Origin of the sequence: Rhodococcus koreensis (assembly GCF_900105905.1) — a bacterium.
Lineage (GTDB): Bacteria > Actinomycetota > Actinomycetes > Mycobacteriales > Mycobacteriaceae > Rhodococcus_F > Rhodococcus_F koreensis.
Genome location: NZ_FNSV01000005.1, coordinates 2592654 through 2612602, shown reverse-complemented (window position 1 = coordinate 2612602; position 19949 = coordinate 2592654). Strand labels below are relative to the sequence as shown.

Here is a 19949-nt window from a genome sequence, read left to right as displayed (position 1 = left end):
GCGCGCTGCGCTGATCGCGCGCGCCGAAATCGACTCTTTATGGAGGACTGCCGCCGTGCCAATCGCGACTCCCGAGGTCTACGCCGAGATGCTTGGTCGGGCCAAGGAGCACTCCTTTGCCTTCCCCGCCATCAACTGCACTTCTTCCGAAACCATCAACGCCGCCATCAAAGGCTTCGCGGACGCCGGCAGTGACGGCATCATCCAGTTCTCGACCGGTGGCGCCGAGTTCGGTTCGGGCCTGGGCGTCAAGGACATGGTGACCGGCGCGGTCGCACTCGCCGAGTTCGCTCACGTGATCGCCGCGAAGTACGACGTCACGATCGCCCTGCACACCGACCACTGCCCCAAGGACAAGCTCGACACGTTCGTCCGCCCGCTGCTCGAGATCTCGCGCCAGCGCGTCGAGGCCGGCCGCAACCCGCTGTTCCAGTCCCACATGTGGGACGGTTCGGCCGTTCCGATCGACGAGAACCTGGAGATCGCCCAGGAGCTCCTCGCGAAGGCGAAGGCAGCCAACATCATCCTCGAGGTCGAGATCGGCGTCGTCGGTGGTGAAGAGGACGGCGTGGAAGCGGAGATCAACGACAAGCTCTACACGTCGCCCGAGGACTTCGAGAAGACCGTCGACGCGCTCGGCACCGGCGAGAACGGCAAGTACCTGCTGGCCGCCACGTTCGGCAACGTGCACGGCGTCTACAAGCCGGGCAACGTGAAGCTGCGTCCCGAGGTGCTCGAGACCGGCCAGAAGGTCGCCGCCGCGAAGCTCGGCCTGTCCGACGGCTCGCAGCCGTTCGACTTCGTCTTCCACGGCGGATCGGGCTCGCTGAAGTCGGAGATCGAGGCCGCGCTGAACTACGGCGTCGTGAAGATGAACGTCGACACCGACACCCAGTACGCGTTCACCCGTCCGCTCGTGGGCCACATGTTCAGCAACTACGACGGCGTGCTGAAGGTCGACGGCGAGGTCGGCAACAAGAAGGTCTACGACCCCCGCAGCTACCTGAAGAAGGCGGAGGCCGGCATGACGGCCCGCGTCATCGAGGCCTGCAACGACCTCAAGTCCGCAGGACGTTCCGTCTCCGGATAGGCCCTTCGGGCTCGTGCGCCTTTCTGGTAGCTGTAGCTACCGGAAAGGCGCACAGTCGTTTACCTGGGATCGCAGATCTTCCAGGTGCCGTCGACCTTCTCGAGGTTGAACGTGCGCCACGACTGCTCGCCCGGGTTGGCGGCCGTGTGGGCCTTCACCTGGGCGATGGCCGTGTCACCGGTGATCTGCACCGCGTCGACGCCGCCGACCACCGGAATGTTCTGCTGCGTCACGGCGACCTGGTGGACCTCGGCGAAATCCTGATCGGAAATGCCCTGGTAGTACTCGGCGAGGCTGCCGCAGGTGCTGGTGCGCAGCGTCGCCAGGTCGCCCTGGGTGAGAGCCGCGACGAACGTGTCGATCGTTCCCTGCACCTGAGCTTCGGGTGAATTCTCGGCCTGGTTGTTGTTGTAGACCACGATCCCGGCGACCGCGATGGCGGCAACGACGATGACGCCGGCGGCGATCGCGGCGAACAGCCACGCCTTCCCGTGCTTCTTCGCAGGCTTCTCGGCCGCGGCGACGCGTTGCGGCGCGCTCTGCTGCGGCGGCAGCACTCGCTGCGGAGCGGCCTTCGGCGGTGCGGGCGCCGGGCGCGGGGGAGCGGGCGGCGGGGGGACGGGCCGCCCGTTCTGCGGCTGCTGAGGCCGGTTCGCCTGAGGCGCCGGCCGGGGTGGCGGCGGTGTCGACGGGACGGCGGGCCTGGTCACCGGGATCGCGACCGTCTCGTCGCCGGACGGCGTCTTTGCCTGGCCCCGCTGATTCTGCGCCTTCGGGTTCTGAGTGTTCGGGGTGCGGTGCATCTGCACCGTCGCGGCCTCGGGTGCGGCCCGTCCACCCGTCTGCGTGGGGATCGCGGTGGTGGCCGCCTCGGACGCCTTCTCCTGCGGCTTCGCTGCGGAAGCCGCGGCGCCCTGAGGTGCCTCCGCCCGCGGGCGGGGCGCCGGGGGCTTGGGCAGTTCGGACTGCGGCTCGGCGGGCTTCTCCGCCGGCTTCTCGGGTGCCTTCTTCTGCGGGGGCTTCGGCTCGGGCGACTTCGGCGCGGTGGGCTCGGCGTCCGTAGTAGGCGCTGCCTCGGGCGAGGACTTTGCCTTCGGCACGGGCTGCGCGGACTTCGCAGGTTTCGTGGTCGCGTCCGCGGCCTTGCCAACGTTGGCCGCAGCCGGGCCGGACGGTGTGTCCGTGGCCGGCTTCTGAGTCGGATCGTCTTTCTTCGGGTCCTGCACGCGCTGCCCCTCGGTCTGCAGAGAAATGAACGTTGGAGGCAGCCTAACGACATCGCGAGTCATCGGAGACCACGACAGGGCGCGTCGCGGACGTGGGCCGACGCAGTGACGGCGCCGCGGCGGGGGCACAATAGGCGCATGACGTCTTTCGGTGACCTTCTCGGACCACAGCCCACGCTGCTTCCCGGGGACGACGAGGCCGAGTCGGCCCTGTTGAACCACGAGGATCCGGCTTCCGTCGCAGCCGCCCATCCCACCGCATCCATCGCATGGGCCTACCTGGCCGAGGCTGCCCTCGACGCCGACCAGACCATCACGGCCTACGCGTATGCGCGTACCGGGTACCACCGTGGCCTGGACCAGTTGCGTCGCAACGGCTGGAAGGGTTTCGGCCCGGTTCCCTACAGCCACGAGGCCAACCGCGGTTTCCTCCGCTGCGTCGCCGTCCTGGCGAAGGCGGCGAAGGCGATCGGCGAAACGGACGAGTACGCGCGGTGCCTCGATCTGCTCGAGGACTGCGATCCCCGAGCCGCCGAAGCGCTTGGCGTCGGTTAACGCCCTCAGCACGGCGAAAGTCCGTGGCCGGGACGGGCTGAGGACTTCGGCCCAGCGGCTGCGGGTGTCGGCACTTCCCATCCTGCAGTGCGCGATCGCGGCTGGCGCGGCCTGGTGGGTGGCGACGGTAGTGATCGGCCACCCGACGCCGTTCTTCGCGCCGATCGCCGCGGTGGTGTCGCTGGGACTCTCTCTCGGCGCCCGCCTGCGCCGTTCCGTCGAATTGGTGGCCGGTGTCACGATCGGGATCGGGGTCGGCGACCTCATCGTCTCCGTCATTGGGAGCGGCGCCTGGCAGATCACGCTCGTCGTGGTGCTGGCGATGTCGGCGGCGGTGTTGCTGAACAGCGGTCCGATCTTCTCGATGCAGGCGGGAAACTCCGCGGTGCTCGTGGCGACGCTGCTTCCGCCCGGCGGCGCTGCGGGTATAAACCGGATGGTGGACGCACTGACCGGTGGTCTGGTGGGGATCGCCGTCGTCGCGCTGATTCCCACGCATCCCGTGGGGCGGGCGCGGAAGTACGCCGCGAACGTTCTCGGGACGGCATCCGAGGTGATGCAGCTGGTGGCCGACGGTTTGGTGGCCAACGACGACAAGCCCATCGAGGAGGCGCTGCAGAAGGCGCGGGCAACGCAGGCGTCCATCGACACGCTGCGCACCCACCTCGCGGGCGGCCGCGAGATCAGCCGGATCTCGCCGCTGTACTGGAACACCCGCGGCCGGCTCGAACGACTCACCGCGGCCGCGGACCCACTCGACAATGCGTTGCGCAACATCCGGGTTCTCGCGCGGCGGTCGCTCACGCTGGTGCGGGACGACGAGATCCTCAATCCCCGGCTCGTCGACCAGGTGGAGAAACTCGCCCACGCGTTGGAAACCCTCCGGCAGATGGCGCTCGCGGACCCCGGCCAGCAACCCGACCAGGCCGAGGCGGCGCGGGTGCTGCGGTCGGTGGCGTCCGGATTGAAACCGGAACTGGTGGAGAACGCGGGCCTGTCGGCCACGGTCGTCTTCGCGCAGATCCGGTCGTTGACCGTCGACCTTCTGCAGGTCGCAGGGCTGAAACGCATCTCGGCCATCGCGACGCTGCCGCCGACCGTGGAGAAACCGGCGTATCGTCCCGAGCTCTGACCGCCCGAGCACGCTGTTGAACATATGCGCATGTACGCATATGATCGGCACAACTCGGGAGGAGGCTCACCCATGGGAGTCGGTCACGGCCATTCGCACGGCAACACGCAAGGCAGCGGTGAGGTAGGCCCGTCACGAGGGCGGATACGCCGCATGGTGATTGCACTCGTCATCCTCCTCGCGTTCCTGGTGCTCGAAGTGGTCGTGGGTCTGACCGTGAACTCGCTGGCGCTGCTCGCCGACGCCGGGCACATGCTGACCGACGTCGTCGGAATGTCGATGGGGCTCGTCGCACTTCTTCTGGCACGCAAGGGAAGTACCACCGCCGCCCGGACCTTCGGCTGGCACCGCGCCGAAGTGCTCACGGCCATGGCCAACGCCGCGATGCTGCTCGCCGTCGCGATCTGGGTGTTCTACGAGGCCATCTCCCGCATCGGCGACGTCCCCGAACTTCCCGGCATGGCGCTGATCCTCACCGCATCCGTCGGTCTCGCCGCGAACCTCGTGGTGATGCTCATGCTGCGCGCCGATTCCAAGGACAGCCTGGCCGTCCGCGGCGCCTACCTCGAAGTGCTCGCGGACGCCGTCGGCAGTGTCGGCGTGCTCATCGCCGGCGCCGTTGTGCTGGTGTTCGACTGGACCTACGCCGACATCATCGTCGGCGTCCTCATCTCACTGTGGGTGGTGCCGCGGGCCATGAAACTGGCCGCCGCGTCGCTGCGCATCCTCACCCAGGCCTCACCCGAGGACGTCGACGTCGAATCGGTGCAAGCCGACCTCGAGGCGCTACCCGGGGTGACCGGCGTGCACGACCTGCACGTGTGGACGCTCACCACGGGAATGGACGTGGCCACCGTCCACCTCACCACCGACGCCGACTCGTCCGCTGTCCTCGAAGCGGCGCGGACCGTCCTCGAGAGCCACCACCTCTCGCATGCGACCGTGCAGGTCGAGTCCACCGCCAACGGACGCCACTGCGCAGAGAACGTCACCTGGTAGGCGCCCTGTCTGTTTCGTCCGGTATCGCGGCGGGCAACCGTTGTGGGACGACTTACGGAAGGGAACACCATGCCCACTCTCGCAGCGTTCGCACGACCCGTCGCCGTTGCCGCACTCGGTGCGGCCGCCCTCTTCGCAGCACCCGCCGCCGCCTCGGCCGCGCCGTTCATGCCCGACCCGCTGGCGAACTGTACGCCCGCCGCGACGCTCGGTGTCGACAAGGAAGGCAATAAGGTCGAGTGGCAATTCAAGGGGCCGGAGAAAGCCACGACCGACGCCCAGGTGACCTACCTCAACTTCGGCGGCCAGGCGCCGACGATCGGCACGTCCGGGCCGTTGACGAACGGTAAGGGTGTCGAGAAGGATCTGCCCGGCTTCACCGCCCACCTGATTCCCGGCGGCAGCTATGACGCCGATGGTGCGGGTACGGCGTCGCAGCCCTGCACGCTCGGCTTCGGGTTCGCCGTCACGCAGTGACCGTCACTTGGTGAACCGGGTGACGCCGGCACCCGGCCGCCACAGATCGACGTACAGGTGCTCGCCGTCGACGGTGGTGTGCACGACCTCGTCGAGGTCGAGTTCGAAGACGTCCGCCTCGGGAATCTCGTCGGGGTAGCGGTCGACGATCTGCTGTTTCCGTTCCCCGCGGATCTCCCGGGCGTGGCCGCTGATCTTGGCGTCGCCGCCCTCCATCGTGTGGTGACCGGGGTTGCTGTGGAGGGAGTACCGCGGATCGCGTTGCAGGTCCTGCACTTTGCGGGCGCCGACCATCGAACCGAGCAGCAACGCCCCGTCGTGGAACTCGACCTCGGTGCCGCTCACCCGCGGAGAGCCGTCCTTGCGGAGCGTGGCCAGCACGTGGTGTTTGTGCGCCTCGAAGCGCGTGGCGACGGCCTTGGCGAGGTCGGGTGCTTCTGTCTCGAACTGTGCCCAGTTGGTCATGTGGACCAGTGTGCGCCCCAATCCCTGACATCTACTGTCAGGGATTTTCTCTAGACTCGGACGATGCGTTCGAGTCGGCTCGTCGAGGTGATGCTCCGTCTGGAGGGCAGTCGCGGGGCCACCGCGCAACAACTCGCGGACGAACTGGGCGTGTCGGTTCGCACCGTGTATCGCGACGTCACGGCGTTGTCGGCGGCGGGGGTTCCGGTGTGGACGGAGAGCGGACCCGGGGGCGGGATCCGGTTGCTGGACGGCTGGCAGTCGAACCTCGGCGGCATGACGGGGGAGGAGACGTCCGCGTTGATGTTGCTCGGGGTCCCGTCGATCGCCGAGGATCTCGGTCTGCGCGACGTCACCGCGGCGGCGCAGTCGAAGCTGTTGGGGGCGTTGCCGGTTCCGTTGCGGGCCGGGGCGCAGCTGTGGCGGGACCGGCTCTACGTCGACGCCCCCGGCTGGTTCGACGGACCACGTGACAACGGCGACCTCCCGGTCGTCGCGTCCGCGGTGCTCGAGGGGCGGCGTCTGGGCATTCGTTACCGCAAGGGGAACCGTGTGGCGGCAAGAACACTCGACCCCCTGGGTGTGGTGGCGAAGGCCGGCGTCTGGTATCTCGTCGCACAGCATCGGGGACGGACGTTGTCGTACCGCGTGTCGCGGATCAGTGATGCGACCGTGCTGGGGCAGCCGGCGGTGCGGCCCGACAATTTCGATCTGGGTGCGTGGTGGACGGCCTCGGTGGCCGAATTCGACCGTGCTCTCCTGCGATTCCGGTGCAGGGTGCGGCTCTCGCCCACGGCGTGGCGCCGGCTGCCCCGGGTGGTCGGGGTCGAGGCCGCTCGCGTCGAACCCGGCCCGCCCGACGGCGACGGCTGGGTCACCGTCGACCTGCTGCTCGAGGCCGAGGATGTGGCCCTCGACCAGCTGACCGTTCTCGGCGGGGGAGTCGAAGTGCTCCAGCCGCACTCGCTGCGGGAATCGCTGCGTGCGGTGGGAGAGGCGATCACCCGCCGGAACGGTTGAGCCGGCCGTTCGGGCGTTACTGGAGGTGTTCGAGGACGGTGGCGTTGGCGAGTCCGCCCGCCTCGCACATGGTCTGCAGCGCGAACCGTGCCCCGCGCTGCTCCATGGCGTTCACCAGCGTGGTCATGAGCCGCACGCCGCTGGCCCCCAGCGGATGTCCGAGCGCGATCGCGCCGCCGTGCACGTTGACGCGGTCCAGGTCGGCTCCGGTCTCCGCTGCCCAGGCCAGAACCACCGGTGCGAAGGCCTCGTTGACCTCGAAGAGGTCGATGTCGGAGATGTCGAGGCCGCTGCGCTGCAGCACCTTACGCGTCGCGGGAATCACAGCGGTGAGCATCATCAGCGGGTCGTTGCCGATGACGGAGAAACTGTGGAGCCGGGCCAGAGGCCGCAGTCCGAGGCGTCCCGCGATCTCGCTCGTGGTGATCATGAGCGCCGCACTGCCGTCCGACAGGGGACTGCTGTTGCCCGCGGTGATCGACCAGTCGATCTGCGGGAACCGCTCGCCGTAGACCTCGCTGCGGAATGCGGGTCGCAGGCCGGCGAGTGCGGCCGCCGTCGTGTCCGGCCGGATGGCCTCGTCGACGCTCAGTTCCGGGAGGACGGCGAGTTCCTTCGTGAAATTCCCGGCAGTCGTTGCCGCCGCGGCCTTGTGGTGGCTGCGCAGCGCGAACTCGTCCAGCTGGGTACGCGAGAGCCCCCACCGGGCGGCGATGAGTTCGGCGCTGATGCCCTGCGGGACGAGGCCGTCGGGGTAGCGGCGTTCGAAGCCGACGCCCATCGATTCGCGTCCGATGCTGCTGGACCCCATCGGAACTCGGCTCATCGATTCGACACCGGCGGCGACGACGATGTCGTAGGCGCCCGACAGCACGCCCTGCGCGGCGAAGTGGACGGCCTGCTGGCTGCTGCCGCACTGCCGGTCGACGGTCGTGCCGGGCACGGATTCGGGGAATCCTGCGGCCAGAAGCGCACTGCGGGTGATGTTCTGGCTCTGGTCCCCGACCTGGGTGACGGTGCCGCCGATGACGTCGTCGATCAGTGCGGGATCGATTCCCGTGCGTTCGACGAGGGTCGACAGGCTGTGGGCGAGGAGGTCGACGGGATGCACCCCGTGCAGGGCGCCCGAGGGCTTGCCCTTGCCGATCGGCGTGCGGACGGCCTCGACGATGACGGCGTCTCTCATGGCTCTTCCTTTCGGTGCTGTGAGTACTTGTTAACCGCGGGCGGTTAATAAGTACTCACAGGGGTTTCCCCGCCTGACTATTGATATCTATAGTCAGCAATGTACACCTGACTATGGTTTTGGCAAGTCAGGTGTGACAGACGCCTCGGATCGTCGGTTTGCGCTGCGAAGATCACGTCGCAGTCCTAGCGTGGGGCATGGCTGTTCTCACCCCCGGCTTCCACGGCAGACCCCGCAGCGAGCATGCTCTCCCGCCCGGCCAGTACGAGGTGGGAGACTTTCCGGTCCTCTCGGCCGGACCGACCCCCCGCGTCCCGACCGACACATGGACGCTGTCGGTGGCCGACGAGACCGGCCGCAGCCGCGAGTGGTCGTGGACCGAATTCATGAAGCTGCCGCAGGAGCGGCCGACGGTCGACCTTCACTGCGTCACGCGATGGTCGAAGTTCGGAACCTCCTGGAAGGGCGTGTCCGTCGACACACTGTTCGCGGACGTCGAGACGTCCGCGGGATTCGTCCTCGTCGGATGCGACGGCGGCTACACCACGAACCTTCCCGTCTCGGACGTCCTGGGCGGCAAGGCCTGGATCGTGCACACCTACGAGGGCGCGCCGCTCGCGCCGGTGCACGGCGGTCCGGCCCGACTGCTCGTGCCGCATCTCTACCTCTGGAAGTCCGCCAAGTGGGTTCGGTCGATCCAGCTCGTCACTCAGGACGTCCCGGGCTTCTGGGAACAACTCGGGTACCACGATCGCGGCGACCCGTGGCGGGAGCAGAGGTACCAGGGTGACCAGTGAACTCATGGGCCGCGCCGTGCTCAGCTGGCGAGTAGCGGAACTCGTCGATTCGTGGCCCGAGACGGCGAGTGCGCGGACCCTGGTCCTCGAGGTCCCGGACTGGCCGGGGCATCGCGCCGGACAGCACGTCGATCTCCGCCTCACCGGCCCCGACGGGTACACCACCGAGCGGAGCTACTCGCTGGCGGCGCCGGTCGAGCGATCCGTGGGCGGGTGGCGAATCCAGCTGGTCGTCCAGCGGGTGGCGGACGGCGAGGTGTCTCCCTATCTGACCGACGTGTTCGACGCCGGAAATCTGATCGAGGTGCGGGGGCCGATCGGTGGCTGGTTCGTGTGGTCGCCGCGCGAGGGTGGCGGCGCGCCGGTGCTTCTCGTCGCGGGTGGGTCGGGCATGGTCCCACTGATGTCGATGATTCGCGAGCGCCGGTTCCGCCACGACCGCACGCCGTTCCGGCTCGTGTACTCACTCCGGACGCGGGCCGACGAATTGTTCGCGGACGAGCTGAACCGGCCCGGGATCGGCGACGGGGGAGTCGAGACGTTCGTCCTCCACACCCGCGAGGACTCGCCGCGGCGCCCGGCGGGTCGGATCACTGCCGCCGACCTCGCGGCATGGGGATGGCCGGCGGACTTCGCGCCCCGCTGCTTCGTGTGCGGGCCCACCGGATTCGTCGAGGAGGCGGCTCGCCTGCTGCTCTCGCTCGGGCATTCGCCGGACGACATCAAGACCGAGCGGTTCGGTCCCTCGGGGCCGTGACCGGAGGAAGGATTTGTCGATGAGTACGTTGCAGGGCAACGACTTCGAGGACGGGAACGTTCTCGGCGGGCCGTTCGCGGAAATCTTCGTTCACGACCTGACCGCGGCGACCGGGCAGTGCCGGTTCTGCGGTCTCGACGGACCGATGGCGGCCGTGCACGTCTATACGCGAGCGCCCGGTGTCGTCGTGCGGTGCCCGGGGTGCCAGGAGGTGCTGCTGCGGCTGGTGTCGACGCCGCGTGGGCTCGAACTCGACGCCAGCGGGCTGTCGCACCTGTCCTGGCGGTTGTGAGCACTGACTATGGAAATCGAAAGTCAGCTACGCTGAAGTGCATGGACGCGGCACGGTTGGACGGCTTTCTCGCAGACCGCGACACCTGGCGGGCCACGCACTGCTCGATCGGCAAGGCGATGGACGTGATCGGCACACGGTCGGCCGTCCTGATCCTGCGCGAGGCCTACTACGGCACCACGCGATTCGACGACTTCGCGAAACGGGTCGGGATCACCGAGGCCGTGGCGGCGTCCCGGCTGCGCGAGTTGACCGCCGAGGGCCTGTTCGAGCGGCAACCCTACAAAGAGCCCGGGCAGCGCACCCGCTACGAGTACGTGCTCACCGAGAAGGGCCACGACCTCCTGCCTGCCGTGCTCGCGCTGATGCAGTGGGGCGACAAATACCTTCAGGGCGAGTACGGACCACCGATCGGACTGCGGGACGACGCCACCGGCGAACCCGTCCGCGTCGAGGTCCGCAGTCCGGGCCGGGAGGTGCCACTGGCGGAACTGCGGCTGACCCCCATGCGTCCCCGCCCGTGAGTACTTCTCAACCGCCGGCGGTTAAGAAGTACTCACGGGTCAGAGCCAGAAGCGCATCAGATAGTTGCCGTACTGCGCGTAGATCTCCGGCACCCCGGACAGTTCGAACAGCCGGTAGATGACGTCGAAGAACACCACGTTGATCGACGGCACGAACAGCAGCGCCACGAGGATCAGCAGTCCGTACGGTTTGAACTGGTCGACGGACCTGCGTGTGCGGGGCGGCAGGAACGGCTCGAGTGCGGCGTACCCGTCGAGTCCGGGGACCGGCAGGAGGTTGAGGACGGTCGCCATCACCTGCAGGAATGCGAGAAAGCTCAGGCCCGTCCAGAACACCAGGTGGTCGCCGCCGAGCCCGAACCAGCGGATCACCACGAGGAGGACGATCGCCGACGCCAGATTCACGGCGGGTCCGGCGAGTGACACCCGTGCCTGCACCTTCGGTGGAAACAGCCCGGTGCGCAGGTACACCGCACCGCCGGGCAAGCCGATCCCGCCGAGCGCGATGAACAGCACCGGCAGGCCGATCGACAGCAGTGGGTGGCTGTATTTCAACGGGTTGAGCGTGAGGTAGCCGCGCACCTCGACGTCGGTGTCGCCGTGCCGCCACGCCGTGTACGCGTGCGCGAACTCGTGCAGGCAGAGCGTCACCACCCATCCTGCGACCACCAGGAGGAACACCCCGGCGTGACCGAGGGCCGATTCCCGCTCGGCGCGCCAGGCGAGGACACCGCCGGCGACCGCGATCGCGACGACGAGCAGGAAGACCGGACTGGGACGGACAGCGGTGGTCCGCGCCCTGGGCAGGTTCATCGGACCAGCAGCCACTCTTGGTCGTGGCGGTAGAACGTCGAACGCTTGACGTCGCGAGGGTTCGGCACGCCGTCGCGGGTGAGGGCCGCGGCGGGCGAACCCAACTGCACGGCGCGACCCTCGACCCAGCGGCGCGGCAGCCAGCGCCTGCGAGGTTCGACCGACGCCCGCATACCGGGCAATCGTGGGGTCGGAGTGACGGTCATGCTCGTCGTCGTCCCCGAGAACAACCGGGTGTCGTCGACGTAGGCCTCGCCGACGAGCGGCCCCCCGTCCGGACCCGTGACGGTGGCGCACCCGACGAGCGCGATCCCCGCGTCGTCGCGGATCAGGGGGACCGGTTTGGCCGTCCCCTTCAGCGCGGTGCGGGCGCCACGGGCGCCGGAGGACAGGTGGTAGGCCTCCGTCGCGTCCGAACGATGCTCCGCGACGTACGCGAGCTCGATGTGCAGGCGTTCGGTGCGCATCAGTCGGGTCAGGGTGGCCGCGAGGGCGGCGTCGCTGCCCACCACGATCAGTCGCGGATCCACGACGACCTGAAGTTTGGAGAAGACCTCGTCGAAGTCGTCCTTGTCCGGGACGGCAGGTGCGCTCGAGGTGGAAATGGAGCCCAGAGGTAGGGGAAGCGGCACGTCGCCGCAAATGAGCACTACGGGGGTCAACGCCACTCCTCGCCCGGATGTCCCGCCGCGATTTCCGCAGCTTCCCTTTCGGATCATCCTAGAGGCACGCCCGAGATGGCCTCCCCAGCCGTACTGTGGGGTCTGTTCTCTGTGCCCTCGGCTAGACTGTTCCCCCGGCCACTGCCTACGAACGGCAGGACCACGCAGTCGGATACGACTGTACGTCGACCGTAGGAGACAACGTCATGCCGGCAATCGTCCTGATCGGCGCCCAGTGGGGCGACGAGGGCAAGGGCAAAGCGACCGATCTACTGGGCGGACGCCTGCAGTGGGTGGTGCGCTACCAGGGCGGTAACAACGCCGGACACACAGTGGTTCTTCCGAACGGCGACAAGTTCGCACTCCATCTGATCCCGTCCGGAATCCTCACTCCGGGCGTCACGAACGTCATCGGCAACGGTGTCGTGGTGGACCCGGGAGTGCTGCTCACCGAACTCGCCGGACTCGACGAGCGGGGCGTGGACACCAGCCGCCTGCTGCTCTCGGCCGATGCGCACCTGATCATGCCGTACCACGTTGCCATCGACAAGGTCACCGAACGCTTCCTCGGGGCCAAGAAGATCGGCACCACCGGCCGCGGTATCGGGCCGTGCTACCAGGACAAACTCGCCCGTGTCGGCGTCCGCGTGCAGGACGTGCTGGACGAGAAGATCCTCACTCAGAAGGTCGAGGCGGCACTCGAGTTCAAGAACCAGGTGCTCGTCAAGATCTACAACCGCAAGGCCCTCGACCCGCAGCAGGTCGTCGACGAGGTGCTCGAGCAAGCGGACGGTTTCAAGCACCGCATCGCGGACACGCGTCTGCAGCTCAACGAGGCGCTCGAGCGCGGCGAGACGGTGCTGCTCGAGGGTTCGCAGGGCACGCTCCTCGACGTCGACCACGGCACCTACCCGTACGTGACGTCGTCCAACCCGACGTCCGGTGGCGCAGCGGTCGGTTCGGGCATCGGCCCCACCAAGATCACGACGGTGCTGGGCATTCTCAAGGCGTACACCACCCGCGTCGGTTCGGGCCCGTTCCCGACCGAATTGTTCGACCAGAACGGCGAATACCTCGCCAAGACCGGCGGCGAGGTGGGTGTCACCACCGGCCGTGCCCGGCGCACCGGATGGTTCGACGCCGTGATCGCCCGCTACGCAACGCGTGTCAACGGCATCACCGACTACTTCCTCACCAAGCTCGACGTGCTCAGCAGCCTCGACACCATCCCGATCTGCGTCGGCTACGACGTCGACGGTGTGCGGCACGACGAGATGCCCATGTCGCAGACCGACGTTCACCACGCGAAGCCGATCTACGAAGAAATGCCCGGCTGGTGGGAAGACATCTCCCACGCCCGGACGTTCGAGGAGCTTCCGAAGAACGCGCAGAACTACGTCCTGCGTCTCGAGGAACTGTCGGGTGCGTACATCTCCTGCATCGGCGTCGGCCCCGGCCGCGACGAGACCATCGTCCGCCGCGACGTGGTGCGGTAGTCCGCTCGTCTCGTTGTTTCGCTTTCCGTTGCCCGATGTCACCCCGGTTCCGTCAGATCGAACCGATGTGACATCGGGCAACGTGTAGGTGGCGCGGCGACCTACAGGGTTGCGGGCAGGGACGGCGCGAGGCGTTCCAACGTCGGCTTGCGCCCGTGCTCGATGTGAGCGAACGCACTGGCCTCGGCCAGTCTTCCGTTTCCGCTGCGAATTGCCTCGACGAGTTCCCGGTGCGCTGCACAGGACACTGCGGGATTGTGATGCCACGTCAGCCGGAACAACCAGTGGACCCGGCCCATCAGCGAGTTCATCACCGACACGAGTAGCTTGTTGTCGGACAGTTCGACGACATCCATGTGGAAACGCGCGTTGACCGCCGGAATCAGGAGGGGTTCGTCGTTTCCGATCAGTTCCTCCGTGCGCGCCATCGTCGACAGCAGCGCCTCCATGGATGCGCCCCGTGCGACGTTCTCGGCTGCGCATCGTGCCGCGTACGGTTCCAAGGCCAATCGCACGTCGAACAGTTCCTCGATGTCGCGTAACGACAGCTGAGTCACGACCGCGCCCCGCCGCGGCAGGATCTGAATGAATCCGTCCCATTCCAATTGCGGCAACGCCTCGCGGAGCGGAACCCTCGAGACGTCGAACTCCTGTGACAATTCGCGCTCCCGCAGGCGACTGCCGGGTGGGTACGCGCCCGAGATGATGCGCTCACGAATCACCGAATAGATCTGTTTCGGGAGTGGCACGTCCGACAGTCCGCCGGCCACGCCCGTGCCCAGAGGCGACGTCGTGGATTCCGTGACCCCGATCTCGCCGTTCAGGTTCACTGTCATGAACCGATCATGGCATACCAAGTTGAACCCGACCACCGGACGCGTTTCGCAACTCTGCTGGTCAAATGGATTAACCCGAATGTAACGCTCCACGCTTGGCGCTCGGGTTCCGCACTTGGTAGACCATATACATCCGGCCCGGCAGCGCAGTGTGGCGCAATTCGGTCGCCGCCCACTTCGTCGAAAGCTTCGGAACTACCCTCTCCATTCGGAAGGATTCCCGTGTCCACTGAACGAAAAATACTTGCTCGCAAGGGTTTCGGGTACGCGCTGATCGGCCTGGCAGTCACCTCCTCCTTGGTGGCATGTACCAGCGCGGCCAGGACCGATGCAGGTGGGGGACCGGGCGACCGTCCCGTCGTCCTGGCCTACCAGAATCAGATCTCCACGCTCGACCCCATCCGCGCCGATTACGCTCAGACGAACTTCGTCGACCAGGCGTTGTACGACACCCTGGTCACGTACGACGCCGACAACGAGATCGTCGGCCAGCTGGCGTCCGAGTTCGCCCCGTCGCCGGATGCGCGATCGATCCAGATGACCCTGCGCGCGGCGACCTTCCACGACGGTGCCCCCGTCACCGCCGAGGACGTCCGCTACACGCTCGATCGGACGGCGGCGCTGGGACAGGGCATTGCCGGTCAGATGACCGGATACCGGGGCGCCACGGTCACCGGCCCGCAGAGCCTGACGATCGAACTGACGGAACCGAACTCGCTGTTCCTGGGCGCTCTGTCGAAGATCTACATCCTCAACTCTGCCCTCGTGAAAGCCAACGAGGGGACCGACCGGGGCCAGGCCTATCTCGCAGGCCACGATGCCGGGTCCGGGCCCTACTTCCTGGCCGGCCCGGGCGGTGCCGACACGTACACGCTGACACGATTCGACGACTACTGGGCGGGCGACGAGGGGCGTCCGGTCTCACTCGTCTATCGACGAATCGACGAGAGCGCCACGCAGAGTGCGGAACTGAAGGCCGGCAACATCGACGTCTCGTTCGGGCTCACCAACGCCGACGCCGCGGCGCTGGACGGCTTCTCCGGCGTGACGGTGCAGAGTCAGCCGGTCAACCTGCAGGCGAACATCTTCTTCAACGTGATGAACGGGCCGACGGCGAACAAGGCCGTACGACAGGCCATCCAGATGGCGTACGACTACACCGGTGGCCTCGCGACGATTCGTGGTGGCAACGGCAGCATCGCCACCGGCCCGCTGCCCGGACAGTTCTCGTGCCGGCCGGAGATGCCCGCCTACGGGCAGGATCTCGAACAGGCGAAGAAGCTGCTGTCCGATGCCGGGATGTCCGACCTGACCCTCACCATGAAATTCCAGCCCGTCTTCAAGGAGCAGGAACGCGAAGCGACGCTGCTGCAGTCCAACCTCGCGCAGATCGGTGTCACGCTGGATCTCGAGCCCATCGCGTACGCGGACTATCTGTCGGCTCTGAAGTCGCCCGACTCGATTCCGCAGATGATGCTCGCCACCGACTTCGCGCAGTACCCGGATCCCGGAGTGATGCTGGTCAAGACGTACAAGTCGGACCAGGTCGGAACGAACAAATCCGGCTACAGCAATCCCACGGTGGACGCGTTGCTCGGCCGCGCGGCCGAAACCTCCGATGCCGGGGCGCGGTGTGACCTATACAAGCAGGCTCAGGAGGATATTCGCAACGACGCGGTGGCCGTCAACATGTACACCCTGGGGCAGACCACCGCTCACAGCAACAGGGTGACCGGTGTCGGTCCGGCGGTCGTGGGCAGCGGAGTCTGGGTTCCCGCGATCCGCGTGGCGTGAGGGAGTACGCGATGACGACACTCGACATGCCTCGCGCCCTACATCGCCTCGCGGCGCCGTCGGCGTTTCTCGGCCGCAAACTGGGCGCAGCGCTCCTCACCCTGGTCGGACTGGCCACCATCGTCTTCGCCATGACCAAGGTGATTCCCGGGGACGAAGCGCAGGTGGCCGCGGGGGAGAGCGCCACTCCGGAACAGGTGGAAGAGGTGCGTCGTCAGCTGGGTCTGGACAAGCCGGCGGCCGTGCAGTATTTCGACTACCTGGGCCGGATGCTCCACGGCGATCTGGGCACCTCGAGTTCGACCCGCCAGCCGGTGCTCGACGACGTTCTCGCGCGACTGCCCGGAACGCTCGAATTGGTCGTTCTCGCAATGATGCTCGCGGTAAGCTTCGCGGTTCCGATGGCGACGATCGCGGCGGCGCGATCACGTGGAGGATTCGACAAGATCAGCCGCATCGGTGCGATCGTCGCATTCGGGCTTCCCGGTTTCTGGCTCGCGCTGATGTTGCAATGGGTGCTGGGATCGTGGCTGCAGATCCTGCCGATCTCGGGACGTCTCTCGGTGGGCGTCGACGTCCCGCACCGAACGGGGATGACACTCGTCGACGCCGTCCTCGCCGGAGACTTCGCCGCGTTCAGCAATGCGTTTCAGCATCTGATCCTGCCCGCGTTCGTGCTCGCCGTCGCCGTCGCCGCACAGATGTTCCGGGCTCTCCGTGCCGATCTCCTCCGGGTTCGGGGCCGCGATCACATGACCGTTGCCCGAGCGAAAGGTGTTCCTTCCCTGCGGTTGTGGACTCGGCACGCGCTTCCCAACGCGACCGGGCCGCTTCTGAACATCATCGGCATCGAGATCGGCATGCTTGTCGGTTCCGCGATCTTCGTCGAGTCCGTGTTCGGGTTGTCCGGGGTCGGCGATTACCTCTCCAATGCGGTGAGTCGCAAGGACATCACCGCAGTCATCGGCACCGTCACCGTCGTCGGCGTGATCGTCGTCGTCGCGAACTTCGTCGTGGACGTGCTCCAGCTGGCCCACGACCCCCGGCTGCGCACACCCGGAAAGGTGCAGTGAGTCCGATGAGTATTGCAGCAAACGTCACCGGTGTGGCCGCACTGGCAGGCCGATGGCGATCCGCCTCGATTCGCGGTCGTCGACGCCGATCGCGATGGGGACTGCTCGACACCGTGGTCGTCGGTGCTGTCGCCGTGATCGTGGTGCTCGCCGTCGTCGGTCCGTGGGTCGCACCCGAATCCGTCTACCGGTCGGACATCGCGAACGCCCTCGCCGCTCCGAGCAGTGAACACTGGCTGGGGACCGACGACCAGGGGCGAGACGTTCTGTGGCGCACGATCGCGGGCGCCCGGTCGTCGGTGCTGTCCGCCGTTCTGGTCGTCGCCGCGTACTCGCTGATCGGAACGGCACTCGCCACGATGGCCACTGTCGGTGGACGGTGGGTGGACGAAACCCTCATGCGAGTGACGGACATCGGGTTCGCTCTCCCCGGACTCGTCGTGGCACTGGGTATCGCCGCCGCGCTCGGTCCGAGCCTGAGCAGCGCACTGATCGCGATGATCGCCACCGGCTGGCCGTACACGGCGCGACTGTTGCGCGGCGTGATGCGCGAGACGATGGCGTCGCCGTTCGTGGACGGTGCGGTGGTGCTCGGGGTCAGTCGATGGCGCCTGATGACACGGCACGTGCTGCCGAACTCGCTCGACGTCATGACCGTCAAATGGGCGGGCGACATCGGCAATACCGTTCTGGTGCTCGCGGGTCTGTCGTTCATCGGTGTCGGTGCGCAGCCGCCCAGCGCGGAATGGGGCGCGGCCGTCGCCGGCGCGCGTGACTACCTGTCGACGGCCTGGTGGGCTGCGCTCGTGCCGGGCATCGCGATCGTCATCACGGCCGCGGCCTTCGGACTGCTCGGCGACATGCTGCACGAGCGGCGCGACCCCGCACGACAAGGAGCGTGATCGATCATGACGACAGAAATCGTTCAGCGCACCGCACTCCTCCAGATCTCCGGGCTGACCATCGACACGGAGCCGGGCGACACGTCCGTCCGGTTGGTGGACGGCGTGGATCTCACGGTTGCGGCGGGCGAGCGCGTGGCGCTGGTAGGCGAATCGGGTTCGGGAAAGTCGGTGACGGCACGCGCACTGATGCGGTTGGACGGCTCACTGACGATCGGCGGTTCGATTCGACTGGGCGACACGGAGATCCTCGCGCAGACCGAACGTCGCCTCAGCACGATCCGGGGCAGTCGCATCGGGATGGTGTTCCAGGACCCGATGGGCGCGCTCGACCCGCTGCAGTCGATCGGCGCACAGGTGAGTGAGCCACTGCGGCAACGCGGGATCAGGAAGAAGGACGCACTGCGGCGGGCCGCCGAGGTGTTGAGCGAACTCGGGGTCGCGCGTGCACACGAACGGCTCGGCGCCTATCCGCACGAATTCTCCGGGGGCATGCGGCAACGTGTAGTCCTCGCGATGGCCCTCATCGGGGAGCCGGAGATTCTGATCGCCGACGAACCGACGACGGCGCTCGATGTCCGAGTGCAACAGCAGGTGCTGAACCTGCTCGACGAGGTCACCCGGGAACGGGGACTCGGACTCCTGCTGATCACGCACGACCTCGGGGTCGTCGCCGGACTCGCCGACCGTGTCGCGGTGATGTACTCCGGGCGGATCGTGGAGGATCGCCCGGTCCGCGCACTGTTCGCGGACCCTCTGCACCCCTACACCGCAGGACTGCTGGCCGCGGTGCCGAGGCTGGATGTTCATCTCCCGAGGATGACCACCATTCCGGGTGCGCCTCCGTCACCGGCGCTACGGCCCCCCGGCTGTCCCTTCCACCCACGATGCCCTGTCGCGATGGAGCGCTGCGCGAGCGAAACCCCACCGACGATGGCGACCGCTGACGGTGGACGCCGCGCCTGCCATCTCGATCAAGGAAGTGGGAACTGATGAACGGAACACCTCTTCTCGATATCCGAGCTCTGAACAAGACTTTCGGTGGATCCCGCGGAAGCAAGGCGCTCGACGACGTATACCTGTCGGTGCCCGAGGGCGGGACGTTCGGACTGGTCGGCGAATCGGGTTCCGGCAAGTCCACGCTCGTCAAGTGCATCGTCCGGCGCGAGCGACCCGACTCCGGGGCCGTTACCTTCGACGGGCGTGACGTCCATGCGCTCCGCGGCGGGGACCTGCGCCGGTTTCGTCGCGACGTTCAGTTGGTCGCGCAGGACCCGTACGCCAGCCTGAACCCTCGGATGACGGTGGAGCAGATCGTCGGCGAGGGGCTCGTCGTCCACCGCCTGGCCCGTACCCGCGCGGACCGGCGTGCGCGGGTCGCGCAGACCCTGATCGAGGTGGGTCTCGACCCGGATGCGATGGGTCGATTGCCGGCCACGTTCTCCGGTGGGCAGCGGCAGCGTATCGCCATCGCGCGCGCCCTGATCCTTCGCCCGAGGTTGCTCGTGTGCGACGAACCGGTATCGGCCCTGGACGTCTCGGTACAGGCACAGGTGATCAATCTGCTGACGTCCCTGCACGAGGACCTCGGGGTGACGATCTTGTTCATCGCGCACGATCTCGCGATCGTGCAGCAACTCTGTTCTCGGGTGGCGGTTCTTCGGTCCGGCGTGGTGGTGGAGGAAGGGCCCACCCGACAGGTGTTCTCCACTCCACGTCACCGATACACACGCGAACTACTCGAGGCGGTGCCGATCCCGGACCCGGTTGCGGCCCGCGCCGGGCGAACCATCCCCGGCGGCGTCCTGACTCTGCCGTGAGGGCCGTCGAGCCCCGGCCTTTCATCTCATCGA

The 19949-nt window shown here is 67.3% G+C and carries 22 protein-coding genes; 16 read left to right on the top strand and 6 right to left on the bottom strand.

Going from position 1 to position 19949, the window contains the following annotated elements; genetic code table 11:
* The first annotated feature begins 55 nt into the window (after positions 1-55).
* The gene (fbaA, locus tag BLV94_RS16835; protein WP_072937367.1) at positions 56-1090 is read left to right on the top strand and encodes a class II fructose-bisphosphate aldolase; all 1035 of its coding nucleotides are present in this window, start codon (positions 56-58) and stop codon (positions 1088-1090) included.
* Positions 1091-1149: 59 nt separating this feature from the next.
* Here the strand turns inward: fbaA and BLV94_RS16830 are convergent, their stop codons facing one another.
* On the bottom strand, positions 1150-2316 hold the full coding sequence (locus tag BLV94_RS16830) for an Rv0361 family membrane protein (RefSeq protein WP_072937366.1): 1167 nt from the start codon (positions 2314-2316) through the stop codon (positions 1150-1152).
* Between the two features lie 138 nt (positions 2317-2454).
* Here BLV94_RS16830 and BLV94_RS16825 point away from each other — a divergent pair, with 138 nt between their 5' ends.
* The 4 genes from BLV94_RS16825 to BLV94_RS16810 all read left to right on the top strand — a co-directional run bounded on the left by BLV94_RS16825 (position 2455) and on the right by BLV94_RS16810 (position 5479).
* A complete protein-coding gene (locus tag BLV94_RS16825) occupies positions 2455-2871 on the top strand; it encodes a DUF3151 domain-containing protein (protein WP_072937365.1) in 417 nt (138 codons plus the stop codon).
* A gap of 64 nt (positions 2872-2935) precedes the next feature.
* Complete coding sequence (locus BLV94_RS16820) at positions 2936-4003, top strand: FUSC family protein (RefSeq protein WP_083395590.1); 1068 nt, start codon at positions 2936-2938, stop codon at positions 4001-4003.
* A gap of 72 nt (positions 4004-4075) precedes the next feature.
* Positions 4076-5002: a cation diffusion facilitator family transporter gene (locus tag BLV94_RS16815; protein ID WP_072937363.1), complete on the top strand. Its 927-nt coding sequence runs from the start codon at positions 4076-4078 to the stop codon at positions 5000-5002.
* Positions 5003-5071: 69 nt separating this feature from the next.
* On the top strand, positions 5072-5479 hold the full coding sequence (locus BLV94_RS16810) for a hypothetical protein (RefSeq protein ID WP_072937362.1): 408 nt from the start codon (positions 5072-5074) through the stop codon (positions 5477-5479).
* A 3-nt stretch (positions 5480-5482) separates the two neighbouring features.
* Here BLV94_RS16810 and BLV94_RS16805 read toward each other — a convergent pair whose 3' ends face one another.
* Positions 5483-5944 carry a pyridoxamine 5'-phosphate oxidase family protein gene (locus BLV94_RS16805; protein WP_072937361.1) on the bottom strand — a complete coding sequence of 154 codons (462 nt, stop codon included), beginning with the start codon at positions 5942-5944 and terminating at the stop codon, positions 5483-5485.
* 63 nt (positions 5945-6007) lie between these two features.
* On the opposite strand from BLV94_RS16805, the gene BLV94_RS16800 reads away from it, so the two are divergent.
* A complete protein-coding gene (locus BLV94_RS16800) occupies positions 6008-6964 on the top strand; it encodes a helix-turn-helix transcriptional regulator (RefSeq protein ID WP_072937360.1) in 957 nt (318 codons plus the stop codon).
* 16 nt (positions 6965-6980) lie between these two features.
* Here the strand turns inward: BLV94_RS16800 and BLV94_RS16795 are convergent, their stop codons facing one another.
* Positions 6981-8150: a thiolase family protein gene (locus BLV94_RS16795; protein WP_072937359.1), complete on the bottom strand. Its 1170-nt coding sequence runs from the start codon at positions 8148-8150 to the stop codon at positions 6981-6983.
* A gap of 197 nt (positions 8151-8347) precedes the next feature.
* On the opposite strand from BLV94_RS16795, the gene BLV94_RS16790 reads away from it, so the two are divergent.
* The 4 genes from BLV94_RS16790 to BLV94_RS16775 are packed head-to-tail and all read left to right on the top strand — an operon-like array spanning position 8348 to position 10520.
* Positions 8348-8947, top strand: coding sequence for a molybdopterin-dependent oxidoreductase (locus BLV94_RS16790; RefSeq protein ID WP_072937358.1), 600 nt, complete (start codon positions 8348-8350; stop codon positions 8945-8947).
* Positions 8937-9704 (top strand): ferredoxin reductase, encoded by a 768-nt coding sequence (locus BLV94_RS16785; protein ID WP_072937357.1) that lies wholly within the window; start codon positions 8937-8939, stop codon positions 9702-9704. The genes BLV94_RS16790 and BLV94_RS16785 overlap by 11 nt, the downstream gene beginning before the upstream one ends.
* A gap of 19 nt (positions 9705-9723) precedes the next feature.
* The gene (locus tag BLV94_RS16780; RefSeq protein WP_037243613.1) at positions 9724-9996 is read left to right on the top strand and encodes a DUF6510 family protein; all 273 of its coding nucleotides are present in this window, start codon (positions 9724-9726) and stop codon (positions 9994-9996) included.
* 41 nt (positions 9997-10037) lie between these two features.
* The gene (locus BLV94_RS16775) at positions 10038-10520 is read left to right on the top strand and encodes a winged helix-turn-helix transcriptional regulator (RefSeq protein ID WP_072937356.1); all 483 of its coding nucleotides are present in this window, start codon (positions 10038-10040) and stop codon (positions 10518-10520) included.
* Positions 10521-10559: 39 nt separating this feature from the next.
* Here BLV94_RS16775 and BLV94_RS16770 read toward each other — a convergent pair whose 3' ends face one another.
* Positions 10560-11333, bottom strand: a complete 774-nt coding sequence (locus tag BLV94_RS16770; RefSeq protein ID WP_072937355.1) for a site-2 protease family protein — start codon at positions 11331-11333, stop codon at positions 10560-10562.
* Positions 11330-11983 carry a hypothetical protein gene (locus BLV94_RS16765; RefSeq protein ID WP_244163844.1) on the bottom strand — a complete coding sequence of 218 codons (654 nt, stop codon included), beginning with the start codon at positions 11981-11983 and terminating at the stop codon, positions 11330-11332. The genes BLV94_RS16770 and BLV94_RS16765 overlap by 4 nt, the downstream gene beginning before the upstream one ends.
* 218 nt (positions 11984-12201) lie before the next feature.
* Here BLV94_RS16765 and BLV94_RS16760 point away from each other — a divergent pair, with 218 nt between their 5' ends.
* Positions 12202-13491: an adenylosuccinate synthase gene (locus tag BLV94_RS16760; protein WP_072937353.1), complete on the top strand. Its 1290-nt coding sequence runs from the start codon at positions 12202-12204 to the stop codon at positions 13489-13491.
* 101 nt (positions 13492-13592) lie between these two features.
* Here BLV94_RS16760 and BLV94_RS16755 read toward each other — a convergent pair whose 3' ends face one another.
* Positions 13593-14327: a GntR family transcriptional regulator gene (locus tag BLV94_RS16755; RefSeq protein ID WP_241031514.1), complete on the bottom strand. Its 735-nt coding sequence runs from the start codon at positions 14325-14327 to the stop codon at positions 13593-13595.
* Between the two features lie 222 nt (positions 14328-14549).
* On the opposite strand from BLV94_RS16755, the gene BLV94_RS16750 reads away from it, so the two are divergent.
* From BLV94_RS16750 to BLV94_RS16730, 5 genes are read left to right on the top strand one after another with little or no spacing between them, the layout of a single operon-like run.
* Positions 14550-16121, top strand: coding sequence for an ABC transporter substrate-binding protein (locus BLV94_RS16750; protein ID WP_072937352.1), 1572 nt, complete (start codon positions 14550-14552; stop codon positions 16119-16121).
* Positions 16122-16132: 11 nt separating this feature from the next.
* On the top strand, positions 16133-17194 hold the full coding sequence (locus BLV94_RS16745) for an ABC transporter permease (RefSeq protein WP_083395917.1): 1062 nt from the start codon (positions 16133-16135) through the stop codon (positions 17192-17194).
* A 5-nt stretch (positions 17195-17199) separates the two neighbouring features.
* The gene (locus BLV94_RS16740; protein ID WP_072937351.1) at positions 17200-18096 is read left to right on the top strand and encodes an ABC transporter permease; all 897 of its coding nucleotides are present in this window, start codon (positions 17200-17202) and stop codon (positions 18094-18096) included.
* Positions 18097-18102: 6 nt separating this feature from the next.
* The gene (locus tag BLV94_RS16735) at positions 18103-19089 is read left to right on the top strand and encodes an ABC transporter ATP-binding protein (protein WP_072937350.1); all 987 of its coding nucleotides are present in this window, start codon (positions 18103-18105) and stop codon (positions 19087-19089) included.
* Positions 19089-19916 carry an ATP-binding cassette domain-containing protein gene (locus BLV94_RS16730; protein ID WP_072937349.1) on the top strand — a complete coding sequence of 276 codons (828 nt, stop codon included), beginning with the start codon at positions 19089-19091 and terminating at the stop codon, positions 19914-19916. The genes BLV94_RS16735 and BLV94_RS16730 overlap by 1 nt, the downstream gene beginning before the upstream one ends.
* Positions 19917-19949 lie beyond the last annotated feature (33 nt).